11 protein-coding genes, 1 pseudogene and 1 other annotated feature are annotated in these 13,266 nt (G+C 66.3%); of the genes and pseudogenes, 8 read left to right on the forward strand and 4 right to left on the reverse strand.

All coding sequences use genetic code 11. The features are described from left to right. Positions 1–7 precede the first annotated feature (7 nt). Together HNQ73_RS03315 and cobJ are read left to right on the forward strand one after the other, a co-directional pair. Positions 8–748, forward strand: coding sequence for a precorrin-2 C(20)-methyltransferase (locus HNQ73_RS03315; RefSeq protein ID WP_183332265.1), 741 nt, complete (start codon positions 8–10; stop codon positions 746–748). Further along, the gene (cobJ, locus tag HNQ73_RS03320) at positions 745–1,509 is read left to right on the forward strand and encodes a precorrin-3B C(17)-methyltransferase (protein ID WP_183332267.1); all 765 of its coding nucleotides are present in this window, start codon (positions 745–747) and stop codon (positions 1,507–1,509) included. Before HNQ73_RS03315 ends, cobJ begins: the two co-directional genes overlap by 4 nt. Here the strand turns inward: cobJ and HNQ73_RS03325 are convergent. Next, a complete protein-coding gene (locus tag HNQ73_RS03325; protein WP_183333290.1) occupies positions 1,491–2,243 on the reverse strand; it encodes a cobalt-precorrin-6A reductase in 753 nt (250 codons plus the stop codon). The two genes, cobJ and HNQ73_RS03325, sit on opposite strands and share 19 nt — an antisense overlap. A 37-nt stretch (positions 2,244–2,280) precedes the next feature. On the opposite strand from HNQ73_RS03325, the gene cbiE reads away from it, so the two are divergent. From cbiE to cobM, 3 genes are read left to right on the forward strand one after another with little or no spacing between them, the layout of a single operon-like run. Next, positions 2,281–3,495 carry a precorrin-6y C5,15-methyltransferase (decarboxylating) subunit CbiE gene (gene cbiE, locus HNQ73_RS03330; protein WP_183332269.1) on the forward strand — a complete coding sequence of 405 codons (1,215 nt, stop codon included), beginning with the start codon at positions 2,281–2,283 and terminating at the stop codon, positions 3,493–3,495. Further along, positions 3,492–3,878: a cobalamin biosynthesis protein gene (locus HNQ73_RS03335; RefSeq protein WP_210304926.1), complete on the forward strand. Its 387-nt coding sequence runs from the start codon at positions 3,492–3,494 to the stop codon at positions 3,876–3,878. Before cbiE ends, HNQ73_RS03335 begins: the two co-directional genes overlap by 4 nt. Then, the gene (gene cobM / locus HNQ73_RS03340; protein ID WP_183332273.1) at positions 3,875–4,648 is read left to right on the forward strand and encodes a precorrin-4 C(11)-methyltransferase; all 774 of its coding nucleotides are present in this window, start codon (positions 3,875–3,877) and stop codon (positions 4,646–4,648) included. The genes HNQ73_RS03335 and cobM overlap by 4 nt, the downstream gene beginning before the upstream one ends. An 11-nt stretch (positions 4,649–4,659) precedes the next feature. Here the strand turns inward: cobM and HNQ73_RS03345 are convergent, their stop codons facing one another. After that, positions 4,660–5,763, reverse strand: a complete 1,104-nt coding sequence (locus HNQ73_RS03345; protein ID WP_183332275.1) for a cobalt-precorrin-5B (C(1))-methyltransferase — start codon at positions 5,761–5,763, stop codon at positions 4,660–4,662. Positions 5,764–5,834: 71 nt separating this feature from the next. On the opposite strand from HNQ73_RS03345, the gene cobA reads away from it, so the two are divergent. Beyond that, the gene (gene cobA / locus HNQ73_RS03350) at positions 5,835–6,629 is read left to right on the forward strand and encodes a uroporphyrinogen-III C-methyltransferase (RefSeq protein ID WP_183332277.1); all 795 of its coding nucleotides are present in this window, start codon (positions 5,835–5,837) and stop codon (positions 6,627–6,629) included. Further along, a complete protein-coding gene (locus HNQ73_RS03355; protein ID WP_183332279.1) occupies positions 6,626–7,948 on the forward strand; it encodes a cobyrinic acid a,c-diamide synthase CobB in 1,323 nt (440 codons plus the stop codon). The genes cobA and HNQ73_RS03355 overlap by 4 nt, the downstream gene beginning before the upstream one ends. Positions 7,949–9,494: 1,546 nt before the next feature. On the opposite strand, the gene HNQ73_RS03365 is transcribed toward HNQ73_RS03355, so the two are convergent. Then, the gene (locus HNQ73_RS03365; RefSeq protein WP_183332281.1) at positions 9,495–10,382 is read right to left on the reverse strand and encodes a phosphorothioated DNA-binding restriction endonuclease; all 888 of its coding nucleotides are present in this window, start codon (positions 10,380–10,382) and stop codon (positions 9,495–9,497) included. A gap of 460 nt (positions 10,383–10,842) precedes the next feature. On the opposite strand from HNQ73_RS03365, the pseudogene HNQ73_RS03370 reads away from it, so the two are divergent. Continuing rightward, positions 10,843–11,210: pseudogene (locus HNQ73_RS03370) on the forward strand (transposase); the annotation flags it as partial. Then, positions 11,124–11,237: a sequence feature (AL1L pseudoknot), on the forward strand. (Overlaps the previous pseudogene by 87 nt.) A gap of 61 nt (positions 11,238–11,298) precedes the next feature. Here HNQ73_RS03370 and HNQ73_RS03375 read toward each other — a convergent pair. Continuing rightward, positions 11,299–13,230 (reverse strand): site-specific integrase, encoded by a 1,932-nt coding sequence (locus HNQ73_RS03375; protein ID WP_183332283.1) that lies wholly within the window; start codon positions 13,228–13,230, stop codon positions 11,299–11,301. Positions 13,231–13,266 lie beyond the last annotated feature (36 nt).

The following is a 13,266-nucleotide window of genomic DNA, read 5'->3' on the forward strand; positions in this document are numbered from 1 at the left end:
GCGAGGCATGACGGAATGCTCCATCCGCTTCTTCGGCCTGGGGCTCGGCCCCGGCGACCCAGACTACATGACCGTGCGCGCCCGCAAGGTGCTGGAGAGCGCCGACCGGCTCGTTCATTTCTGCAAGCGCGGGCGGCGCGGCAATGCGCGCGTCATCGCGGATGCCGTGGTCGGACAGAATCCTGACCGGGAAATCGCCCTCGTCTATCCGGTGACGACGGAGATCCCGGCCGATCATCGTGACTACGCGGCGGCCCTCAACCCCTTCTATGAGGGAGCGGCGGCGCGGATCCTCGCCGAGGTCGAGGCCGGGCGTACCGTTGCCGTGCTCTGCGAGGGAGATCCCTTCTTCTACGGCTCCTTCATGCATCTCTGGTGGCGTCTGAAAGACCGCATTCCAATTGAAGTGGTACCGGCTGTCACAGCCATGTCAGGCGCCTGGACCCGCGCCGGCGCCCCGATCACCTGGGGCGACGACGTCCTCACCGTGGTCCCCGGCACGCTGCCCGAGGCGGAGCTGACGCGGCGCCTCTCCGGCACCGATGCGGCCGTGGTGATGAAGCTCGGACGCAACCTGCCGAAGGTTCGCGCAGCGCTGGCTTCTGCCGGGCTCCTGGAGCGCGCGATCTATGTGGAGCGCGCCACCATGGCGGAGGAAAGGATCGTCCCGCTGCCTGAACTCCCTGAGGATTTCGACGCTCCCTATTTCTCGCTCATCATCGTGCCGGGACAAGGGAGGCGCGTATGACGGGGCGCGTCACCATCGTGGGCCTCGGCCCGGGCGATCCGCGCTTTCTGACGCCCGCGGCTTCGGAGGCGCTCGCCTCCGCTACCGATCTCGTCGGCTACGGACCCTATGTGGACCGCGTGCCGGAACGGCCGGGTCAGCGCCGCCACGCGTCCGACAATCGCGTCGAACTCGACCGCGCGCGCTTCGCGCTGGATCTTGCCGCGAAAGGCTCCCGCGTGGCCGTGGTGTCCGGCGGCGATCCCGGCGTGTTTGCCATGGCGGCGGCCGTGTTCGAGGCGGTGGAGAACGGCGATCCGATTTGGCGCAGCCTCGACATCCGCGTGGAGCCCGGCATCACGGCGATGCTCGCCGCCGCCGCCCGCGTGGGCGCGCCGCTCGGCGGCGATTTCTGCGCCATGTCGCTTTCCGACAACCTGAAGCCCTGGGAGGTCGTCGAGGCGCGGCTGCGTGCGGCGCTCGCCGCCGATTTCGTCGTAGCGCTCTACAACCCGATCTCCTCCGCCCGGCCCTGGCAGCTCGGCGCGGCGTTCAAGATCGTCGCGGAGACGCAAGGTCCCGACACGCCGATCATCCTGGCGCGCGCCGTCATGCGTCCGGACGAGCGGATCAGGATTCTGCCGCTCTCCGAGGTGGAGGCCTCCATGGCCGACATGTCCACTATCGTGATCATCGGCGCGAGCACCACGCGATTGATCGAGCGGCCCGAGGGCAAAGCGCCTTTCGTCTACACGCCGCGGTCCTACGGGGTGCGGCCGTGACGGCGCTCCAGCCAATCGAAGGCCGCATCGGCGGTTGCGACCTCCTCGACGCCGCGGGGCTTCTCCGGCCGCGCCACGACGATGACCGGAAGGCCGAGAGCCCGCGCCGCCGCGATCTTCGGATAGGTCGCGGCCCCGCCGGAGTTCTTCGTCACCACCACCTCGACGCGCTCGCGCTCCATGAGCGCCCGCTCGGCCGCTTCGTCGAAGGGCGCGCGGTCGCGGATGGCGATGACGTGCGGCACGGGCAACGCCTCGCCGATCGGCTCGATGGTGCGCACGAGAAAGGTGTGCTGCGGCGCGGCTGCGAAGGGCGGAAGCTCGAGACGACCGACGGTGAGAAAGACGCGGCGAGGGATGTCTCCCAAGGCGCGGACGGCCTCCTCCATGGACGCGACCTCGATCCATCGGTCCCCCTCCTGCGGCACCCAGGGCGGACGACGCAGGGCGAGCAGCGGAACCTGCACCTGCGCGCAGGCCTCGGCCGCGTTGCGGGACATCGCGGACGCGAAGGGATGAGTCGCGTCGATCACCGCCTCGATCCGCTCTTGCGCCAGGAAGCGGGCGAGCCCCTCCACGCCGCCGAAGCCGCCGATGCGGGTCGGGACCGGCAGGGGGCGCGGGTCGCTGGTGCGGCCGGCCATGGACAGAAGCGGGCGGAAGGCGGATTGGCCAGCAAGCCGCGCCGCGAGTGCGGAGGCTTCGGAAGTGCCGCCCAGAATGAGGATGCGCATGAGCCCCTTTTCCCCGAATTCTAGCGCTAAGTCGAGCATGGCGCCGAACGCTCCCTGGCTCACCGTCATCGGCATCGGCGAGGACGGACGCGCGGGGCTTTCCTCCGCAGCGCTCGCCGCGCTTGACCGGGCGGAGTTCGTGATCGGCGGTGTCCGCCATCTCGCCCTCGTAGCGCCTCTGTCCGCGCAGACGCAAACCTGGCCGAGCCCCTTCTCCGATGGCTATTCGATGATCCTCGCCCGCCGGGGCCAGCCGACCTGCGTTCTCGCGACGGGCGACCCGTTCCATTACGGTGTCGGCGCGGAGCTGGCACGGCTGGTTCCTGCCGATGAGATCGTCTGCTTTCCGCAGCCTTCCGCCTTCAGCCTCGCAGCCGCGCGGATGGGCTGGTCGCTGCCGGATTGCGAATGCCTGAGCCTGCACGGCCGGGCCCTGGAGCGGGTCATTCCCTCCCTCCAGCCTGGAGCGCGCCTCCTCGTGCTGTCCTGGGACGGCTCGACGCCAGGCCAACTCGCGGAGCTCCTGAAAGCGCACGGCCTGGGCGCCTCGACGATCACGGTGCTGGAAGCCATGGGCGGCCCGCGCGAACGCATCCGCCATACGGTGGCGAACGATTTTACCATCGCCGACATCGATCCGCTCAACACCATCGCCCTCGAGATCGTGGCGACGGGGGACGCCCGCATCGTCCCCCTCGCACCCGGTCTCCCCGATTCCTGGTTCGAGAACGACGGCCAGCTCACCAAGGCCGAGATCCGTGCCCTGACCCTGGCGGCGCTGGCGCCCCGGGCCGGCGAGCTGCTGTGGGACATCGGCCTGGGTGCGGGCTCCATCGCCATCGAATGGTGCCTGCGCCATCCGCGCAACCGCTGCATCGGGATCGAGGAGCGCCCGGAACGCGCCGAACGGGCGCGCCGCAACGCGCTCGAGCTCGGGGCGACGGCGCTGGACATCCGTATCGGGCGCGCGCCGGAAGCCCTGGCCGACCTTCCCGCGCCGGATGCCATCTTCATCGGCGGCGGCGCGTCGGAACCCGGCGTGTTCGAGGCGGCCTGGGCGGCGCTGAAACCGGGCGGACGCCTCGTCCTCAATGCCGTGACGCTGGAAACCGAGACACTTCTCGGCATGCTCTACGCCCGCCATGGCGGCACCATGCGGCGCTTGGCGGTCTCGCGTCTCGAAGCCGTCGGCGGCATGCACGGCTGGCGGGCGGCGATGCCCGTCACGCAGTGGGTGGTGACAAAGCCATGATCGTGGCAGGCATAGGATTCAGGCGCAGCGTCGCCGCCGACGAGATCGTGGCGCTGGTGGAGCAGGCGCTGGATCGCGCTGCAATCGCAGCCGATGCGCTCGGAAAGCTTGCGACCGTCGAAGCGCTCGCCGCCCTTCCCGCCTTCACGGAAGCGGCCCGTCGGCTCAATGTCGTCGCCGCCTCCGTTGCGGAGCCCGCCCTGTCAGAAGCGGCGCCGCGCGTGCGCACGCAATCCGCCCGCTCCATCGCCGCGCATGGGATCGGCTCGGTGGCGGAAGCGGCGGCGCTCGCAGCCGCGGGGTCCCGGGCCGAACTCATCCTGGAACGCATCGCCTCCCCCTCTGCCACCTGTGCCCTCGCGCGTCTGGAGACCGGCCCATGACCATCCATTTCATCGGCGCAGGCCCCGGCGCTGCCGATCTCATCACCGTGCGCGGGCGCACGCTCGTCGAAAGCTGCCCCGTCTGCCTCTATGCCGGGTCCATCGTGCCGCCGGAAATCCTGTCCTGGTGTCCGCCCGGCGCACGGCTCGTCGATACGGCTCCCCTCGATCTCGATGCCATCACGGCTGAATATGTGCGGGCGCATGAGAATGCTGAGGACGTGGCGCGGCTCCATTCCGGCGATCTCTCGATCTGGAGCGCGATGGGCGAGCAGTTGCGGCGGCTCGATGCGCTCGGCATTCCCTATACGATCACACCTGGCGTCCCCGCCTTCGCGGCGGCGGCGGCGGCGCTCGGGCGCGAGCTGACGGTGCCGGAGGTCGGACAATCGGTGGTTCTCACCCGCACCTCGGGTCGGGCCTCCGCCATGCCGGAGACGGAGCGGCTTGCCACCTTCGCGCAGACGAAGGCGACGCTCGCCATCCACCTCTCGATCCACGTGATCGAGCAGGTGGTCGAGGACCTGCTGCCCTCTTACGGCGCCGATTGCCCGGCCGCGGTGGTCTGGCGCGCCTCCTGGCCGGACGAGCGGGTGATCAAGGGCACCCTTGGCACGATTGCCGCCATGGTCCGCGCCGAGAAACTGGAACGCACGGCGCTGATCCTGGTCGGACAGACGCTTGCAGCAAAAGACTTCCGCGACAGCGCCCTCTATTCGACCGGTTACGACCGCCGCTTCCGCCCCAGCGCCTGCGAGGACAGCCGATGAGACGCGCGGCTTCAGGCGACCGGATGGAACGGCACGCGGCCGACGAGCTCGCCCTTGCGGTCGAACACCATGATTTCCAGCGCGATGTCCGCGCCGCGCAGGGCCTTGGCGGCCGTGCGCCACGCATGCTGCGCCACCACGTCCGCGAGCGGAAGGCCGAGGCTTTTTGCGGTCTCCAGCACTTCGAGCGCCGTGTTGGCCTGGCGCGCCTCCTTGACGACGGAGGGCTCGGCGCCGGCCTCGGCAAGACGCTCGGCGAGCCAGGCGAGATCGACCGTGCCGGAGCGCGAATGCAGGTCCAGCAGGCCCTGGCCGAGCTTGGTCATCTTGGCGAAGCCGCCCGCGATGGTGACCTTGGGCACCGGGTTGCGGCGCAGATATTTCAGCATGCCGCCGGCGAAATCGCCCATATCGATGAGGGCGTGGTCCGGCAGGTCATGCAGGGCCTGCACGGCCTTCTCGGACGTGGAGCCCGTCGCGCCCGCCACATGGTCGAGACCGCCGGCGCGAGCCACGTCGATGCCGCGATAGATGCTGTGGATCCAGGCCGAGCACGAATAGGGCACCACCACGCCGGTGGTGCCGAGGATCGACAGCCCGCCCAGGATGCCGAGCCGCGGGTTGAGGGTTTTTTGGGCAATGGCCTCGCCGCCCGGAATGGAGATCTCGACCTCGATATCGATGGGCCCGCCGAGGCTGCGTGCCGCCTCATCCAGGTTGTCGCGGATCATCTGGCGCGGCGCGGGATTGATGGCGGGCTCTCCCGGCGGCAAGGGCAGCCCGGCGCGGGTAACGGTGCCGACGCCCTCGCCCGCCCGGAAGGTCACGCCCGATCCCGGCGCGCCGGCCCGAACGGTTGCGACCACCAGAGCGCCGTGGGTCACGTCCGGATCGTCGCCCGCATCCTTGACGATTCCCACCCGCGCTCCGCCTTCGACCGGCTCCATGAGCGCCAGGGAAAAGGCGGGACGCGCTCCGCCCGGGAGCACGATCTCCACCGGATCCGGGAAATCGCCGGTCAGCCAGCCCCAATAGGCCGCCTTGACCGCCGCCGTAGCGCAGGCGCCCGTGGTCCAGCCACGGCGCAACGATCCGGCGGGTTTACTCTCGTCCATACGCCCTCTTACATCGTCACCATGAATTCCAATAGCCGCATCGTGATCGCCGGTCACGGCCGGAGGCCCGCATGACCGACCTCTCCCGCCTCTCGCCCCCCTTTGCCCCTGGCACGGTCTGGCTCGTCGGTGCCGGCCCGGGCGATCCCGGCCTGCTCACGATCCATGCGCTGAACGCCCTCGCGGCGGCGGATGTCATCGTCTACGACGCCCTGGTCGATCCTGCCGTCCTGTCCTTTGCCCGCGAGGGCGCCGCCATGGAATTCGCCGGCAAGCGCGGCGGCCGGCCCTCGGCGGCGCAGCGCGACATCTGCGAGCGGCTGATCCTGCTCGCCCGCGAGGGCAAGCGGGTGCTGCGCCTCAAGGGTGGCGACCCGTTCATCTTCGGGCGCGGCGGCGAGGAGGCGCTGGCCCTCTCGGAAGCCGGCATTCCGTTCCGCATCATCCCCGGCGTCTCGAGCGGTCTCGCCTCGCTCGCCATCCACGGCGTGCCGGCGACCATGCGCAAGACGAACCATGCGGTCATCCTCGCCACCGGCCATTCCGCTCCGGATGCAGAAATCGAATGGACGTCGCTTGCCCGGACCGGCGCCCCCATCGTGCTCTACATGGCGGTGTCGAGCTTGCCTTCCATCGTGAAAGACCTCATGGACGGCGGGCTTTCCGGCGACACGCCGGCGCTCGCCGTGCACGGCGCCACGACCGCCAAGGAAAGCGTGGTGGAAGGAACGCTCGCGACCCTGCCGAAGCTCGCCGAGGACGGCCTCATCCGCTCCCCCGCCATCATCGCCATCGGCGCGATTGCCGCCTTCCGCTCGGCCATCGCCAATCATCTGCTCGAGTTTGGAAGCGAGGCGGCCCAGTGAGCATCAGCCCCGGCCTTCTCATCGCCGCGCCCCGTTCTGGATCGGGCAAGACGACCGTCGTTCTCGGCCTCCAGCGGGCGCTCGCCCGCAAAGGCCTGCATGTTCGCGGCGTGAAATGCGGCCCGGACTACATCGACCCGGCCTTCCATGCCGCCGCCACCGGTGCTCCGAGCTTCAACCTCGACAGCTTCGCCATGAACGGGCCCCTGCTCGGCGCGATCGCCTCCGAGGCCGCGCGCGATGCGGATCTCGTCATCGCGGAAGGCTCGATGGGTCTCTTCGACGGCATCCGCCAGGAGATCGGCCGTACGGGGGCCAGTGCCGACATCGCCGCCCTCTTCGGCTGGCCGGTCATCCTCGTCCTGGACGTGTCCGGGCACGCGCAATCGGCCGCCGCCGTCGCCCTCGGCTGCGCCCGCTTCGACCCGCGGATCACGGTGGCCGGCGTGGTGCTGAACAAGGTCGCGAGCGAACGTCATCGGCGGCTGGTGGAGGACGGCATGGCCCGCATCGGCCTGCCGGTGCTCGGCGCTCTCACGCGCAATGCCGACCTCGTCCTGCCCGAGCGCCATCTCGGCCTCGTCCAGGCGGGCGAGACCGAGGAACTGGATGCACGACTCGAGCGTCTGGCCGATGCGGTGGAAGGCGCCCTCGACCTCGACCGGCTCGTGGCGCTCGCCCGCCCGACGCGGCTCGATCCGGTCGAGAGCGTGGTCCCCCTGCCGCCGCCGGGCCAGCGCATCGCGCTCGCCTCCGACCAGGCCTACTCCTTCGTCTATCCGCATGTGCTCGCGGGCTGGCGCAAGGCGGGAGCGGAGATCGTGCCCTTCTCCCCGCTCGCGGACGAACCGCCGCCGCCGGACTGCGATGTCTGCTGGCTGCCCGGGGGCTATCCGGAGCTTCACGCTGGGCGGATCGCCGGAGCCCGGCGCTTTCTCGAGGGCCTCCGCAGCTTTGCCGAAAGCCGCCCGGTGCATGGCGAATGCGGCGGCTACATGGTGCTGGGCCAGTCCCTGGAAGACGCGGACGGCCGCGTGCACCCCATGGCGGGCCTCCTGCCGGTCGAGACGAGCTATGCCAAGCGGAAGATGCATCTCGGCTACCGGGTCGCGCATCTGCTTCACCATGGAGGGCTGGGAGCCTCCGGCCAGCGTCTCGTGGGCCATGAATTCCACTATGCCTCTGTCACGCGAAGCGACACGAGCCCGGAAGCCGCCTTTGCCGCAATCGCGGACGCCGAAGGCAATGACCTGGGCACCGCCGGCCACCGACGGGGCTTCGTGACGGGCAGCTTCTTCCACGTCATTGCGCGCGGGTGAGGCTCGAGCGTTTCAATTGTCAAGGCTATCGCATGTGAATGCGCCCACAGGGCATTCGCGCTCTGCTGGACGATGCTTGAATCGGGAGGCGTCCTGATGCCGCGGAGCTGGAGGAAACGGCAATTCGCCATCGTTTCGCCTCAGCCTTCATTCTTGATCCGCACCAAAGTCGGGAAGAGGCGAGAAGAAGATCGAAGCTTGGCGGCTAGGAAGAGGTGGCGTGGTGTTCCTGAACCGCTTCAAGCGCTTGTTCATCGCATCCCAAGGGATTGGAGGCGCCGATGAAAGAGGCATTCCATGTCGGACAGCTCGTCCGGATCACCAGACCCGCCACGGGCTATGCCGATCACCGAATCTATTGCATCGTCTGCCTGATTTCGCAGCCGGAAGGCGTGAGATGCCGAAATGCCTGGATGCCTCGCGCTGGCTCATGCCCCCGTCGCAAGCAACCCGAACCTTCAGATATAATTCCACGGTGTAGATCCCTCATCCCTCCCTGCGCTGCGCAGAAGGGAAATAGGTGGCCGGATTTTACGCCGCCCGCAGCAGGACTATCCCGCCGCTACCGTGGTCTAGTTTTCCACCGCCGTTCTCACCGGCCGGAAAAATAATCACCGCCTTATAGGGCAACCACTCTTCGCGGAAGTGCTTCCGCCACTCTGCAAGAAGCGCCTCGAGATACGCCTTCGCCCGGTGGTCACGTTCCCGCAAGCAAGGCGTCCCTGCGGCCTCTCACGAGGCACGAGGCGCTGCTGGGAAGGCGCCGAGCCGATCAGGGCTCCAGCTCGAGTCCGCCACGCCGTTCGCCGGCATCATGGGCGGCAGTCGCACTGACTTCGCCCCGGAACCCACCGGGATCCTTCTTCCCGACACCGAAAGTCTCCGCCAAATGCCGCGCCTTCACGCACGTTCTCGGTCCTGATCGATGGTGCTTCGCGCACGGCGTTTGCCGAACAGCGACATCTTCTCCCCCCATTACTCCCTGTAACGCCGTTTGCAGGGCAATCGATTCTGAATTCTGGGAAAGCGATTCGGGTTGCTCTGAGGAAACAAGGTGAAACTGCGTTCCTGGTCCCACCATCGCCTGAGTCTTGTCGTGCGTGAGCACGTCGGCGGACCTTCAGCCGGCGGATGTTGGTCACTCCGCGGTCTGCCCGTCACGTATTGAGGCGGACTGGGCCTCCCCTAGGAGCATCGCAAGTTCCCGGACGCCGTCCGGAGCATTCCTGACGACTGGTGCCCGATAATTTTGAAAGATCTGCAGCGAAGGCTCGTTCCACGAGGCGCTTTCGGGCAACGATCTTCATGGGGGCCTCTTCAGGGCAGCCATGTATACTGCCAAGAGCCAGGATGACCTCGATAAGGTCAGCCAGCTCCTCGCATCTGGATGCATCGTCGGACGCCGCGTGATACTCCGCCAGTTCCTCGGCGAGCTTTCCCTAAAGAGCAGAAAGCAGTTCAGCGCCTGCGAGCCTCGGGATCCGGGGATTGCTGCCCTCCGAACGGATGATCTCTGGTATCCTGTCCCGCACCAGCTTTCCGGAGGTCATGACTGCACCGAAGCCTGCTTGAAGATGTTTCGCTTGTGCCAAGTGAGGTACTTTTCGGCCGGGAAATCGGTGTCCCGCCGGGGCAGCGCAATCGGCTTGCCATGCAGGCTGTCCTGCAGTCGGCGGCCCCATTCCCCAACGACATGGTCCGAAACGAGGATCTCGTATTTCGGATCGACTGTCAGGACGCCAAGATCGAAAAGCTTGTGGTGAAGTGAGCAGAGCGCGAGGCCGTTGGGAACTTCGTCCGGACCGCCAGCGGAGTGCATCTTAATGTGGGCGGCGTCGAGCGCGACCGGAGCGCCGTTCAATCTGAGATCATATCGGCAGATCGCGCACTGTTCGTAATAGGCGGAAAGCACGGCCACCCGAAACCTTGGATCACGCTTCCGCCGCAGGACAGCCTCGAACTCGTCCTGACCAAGATGAAGGCCGACTCTTTCGAGGATGTCCGCATGAAGGCTGGGCGGGAAGTTGCGATCGAGCAGATTGATCGCGAGGAGATCGATCAGTTTCGGATTCTCTCGAAAGGCTTGCAGAACATCCTCGGAGAAGCCTGCCTTGAGGTTGCGTTCCCGCGCTTCGGAAATGAGAAGGTCTCCCGAGGGTGTCTTTGTGTGATCCTCGATCCACCAGAACCTGCCCCTGTCGTTGGCAAGTCTCACGAAAGGATGCGCAACGGTTGGCGTTTTCCGGAAGGAGCCGTAGGTACGCAGCAGCGGGTCGACCACCTTCTCGGCCTCGTTGAAGGTGATGCGCTCGGCGCCCTCATTCTTGAGTTGTGCCAACGCATAGAGAAGGAGCAGCGGCTTGTGCGGTGCCGCTTGGCCGCCACGCGAAAATCTGCGAATTGAATCAAATCGATCGAGAACGTCCTCTGACATGCCCGCCAACAGCCAGTCTTTGTTGCGCTGTTACACTGTAGCAGAAAACAAGGCAGGACAAAAAAGCACTCAGTATAGAGCTCCGCTGGGTAGACGTGTCGGCCTCGGCATGCAGAGGGCGCGTTTGAACTCATCGGCGATCTCCGGCACTTCTGCTGTTCTTATCGGGTGCATCCTCCCAGCGCTTGCCGCTCTCCGCTTCACAGATCAGGCTCAGTTGCTCTTTCTCCATCCCCCTCACTTGCCACCAGTTGATCCCCTTGCCGGGCCTCCCCACCGGCATAGCCTTCCCTGACTAGCACCTCGCCAGCGGGGGTAGGCGCATTCACACGAGAGCGCACCCGTAGCACCTTCACGCCTGGCTCCTCGATGCGCACGATCAGGCTGAGGAGTTCTTGAAGGCGTCTCTTTGAATCGCCCCGCCTTTCCCGGAGGCTCCAAACCTTGAGAGGATGGAGCCATGAGCAACAAATTGACGAGGTACGCACCCGAGGTGCGTGAACGGGCGGTGCGGATGGTCCTGGATCACCAGGGCGAGCACAGCTCCCAGTGGGCGGCGATTACGTCGGTGGCCGGGAAGATCGGCTGCAAGGCAGAGACGCTGCGGACGTGGGTCCGTCGGGCCGAGCGGGACAGTGGGCTGCGGCCGGGGCTGACGACCGACGAGCAGGCGCGGATCAAGGCCTTGGAGCGCGAAGTGCGCGAGCTGCGCCAGGCCAACGAGATCCTGCGCAAGGCGTCGGCGTTTTTTGCCCAGGCGGAGCTCGACCGCCGGTACAAGTCCTGAAGGACTTCATCGATCGCAACCGCGATGCCTACGGGGTCGAGGCGGCGCTGCCTTTGTCATTCGCCTGGTGAGCCAGCATTTGCAGGAGAATGCCCACCGCATGGGCCATCGTGCAATCGGCGCAATTGGTCATTGTCCCAGCAACTTCCGCTTGTAGTAGTCGGACCAGTTTGCCGGCGTCAGCCAGGGTTTCAGCACCGTCAGTTCGCCTCGGTCCGCCCGCTCCCTGGCGCTTAACAACAGACGGCCCATCTCGTCGATCTCGGGAGAAGAGATTTGGACAAGCTCCGAGAGATCGCGAGTGGTCAGGCGCCGCTTCCGGCCATATCGCGTCGCCACGTCCTTGCCGCCGGAATGGCCCATCACTTTGCGCCGGGTTGCATCCTTGATCTCTGTCTCATCGATCAACTGAGCGAACCAGTGTCGGGACGAGTAGAGCGCCACGTCGAAGCGATCGAGCCCGATCTTTCTCCTGAGATACTGGAAGCTCTTCGTCAGCGGCTGCCCCCATCGCATCTCGCCTCCCGGCTTCGGATAGGGTTCCCATTCAGGAAACAGCACCGGGCAGCCGATCGATCGCAGATCCTCGATCCGTTCCAGCAGCCCAAGATCCAGGATGAGGGGATGCAGCGGAATTGTCCGCTGCGACGCCGGGGTCTTGAACCGCTTCACCTCCTTGCGCGCAACGCGTCCCTTCTTCGGATCGAAGGCACGCAGCTGGAGGTAGTAGATCCCGTGCTCCTCCTCGATGTCATCGAGCTCGATCTGTCCGAGCTCTCCGGGCCGTACGCCCGTGAGGAACGACATGACGTATCCCCAATAGAGGTGGTTCTGGACGAGACACCTTCCCTCGACCCAGATCCGCTCGGCACTGAGGCAGCCGGTGAAGAGGGGCAGCGAGAAAATTCTGCTCACCTCGTCCGTGGAAAACGCATCCCGCTCCAGGGAAACGAGGTTCTCATCGCTGACCCTCGAGAACCGGGGCATCTCGCGCAGGTAGAGCTTCTTCTGGATCAGCCATCCGAAGAAGCGGGACAGGGCATTGTGATAGCCATTCTTCAGCCGTGCTTCCGTGAGGCGCTTCAGACCGTCCCAACCGTGCTTCTGCGCGTAGTCGTAGCGCGCTGCGAGACTACCGACGTGTTCGCGCGGGATGTTCTTGCGATCGGGGATGTCAGGCAGCATCGCGTCAATTCGCGCGGCCGCTTCCTCGTCGAATTCGGAAAGCAGGGGGTCGTCCATCTTGTCAATGATGAACTGAACGACAAGCTTCACGACCGACCGGGCGTCCGCGTTTCCATTGGCCTTCTCGTCGGCCTCGAGATAGGCAGCGAGGGCGTCGGAGAACCGGAGCGAGGCTTGCTGGTGAACAGGATCGGACGTTTTGTCGGCGTTCGCCAGTTCCCCTCGTGGCATCTGGACCACGCCTGGCGCCCCACTTGTTGGACCAGGAACTTCGAGGGCTGATCCGGAGACGGTTGGTGAGAATGAGGCGACGTTGCCCGTCGCGTGAATGTGCGCCGCCAAAGGATATCCCGGAACCGGCCGCCCCTGCTGCGGAAGTACGCCGAGTTCGATGGCAGCGAGCACGTCCGCCCGGCCGCGTTCGTATTCCCGGATCCTCTCTGCGCGCCTGAGCCCTTCCTCCGCTTCCACGTTCTGGAGCACGAAGCGTTCGAACAGTTCCCGGAACCCCGGTGCCACCATGTCCGGATCGTGTCCCGCCGCCTTGGTGCGCCGGATCAGGTTCTTGAGCATCTCTTCGTAGATCCGGCGGGCGCCCAGACGCTCCTCGCTCAACGGGAGGGCGTCGGCCAGGTACCCACGAAGCTGGCGGATGTTCATCCTGAACAAGCCAGCATAATCTGCGTCATCGATTTCGTTCATTCGGTGAACCCAAACCAGGCACTCGGCGAGCCGCAGCCGCGCCTGACGATAGTCGCTGGTTCTTAAAGACACCCTGAACAGGGAAATGCCGGCCAGCTTGGCCAGAGGCCGGGCGAGTCGAATCTGCAGGTAATAGCGTCCCTCGCGCCGGGACATGTAGGAGGGCAGCGCCATGGCATCTCCGCATACATCTGCGTGAGATGTCTCACA

Origin of the sequence: Chelatococcus composti (assembly GCF_014201415.1) — a bacterium.
GTDB classification, from domain to species: domain Bacteria; phylum Pseudomonadota; class Alphaproteobacteria; order Rhizobiales; family Beijerinckiaceae; genus Chelatococcus_A; species Chelatococcus_A composti.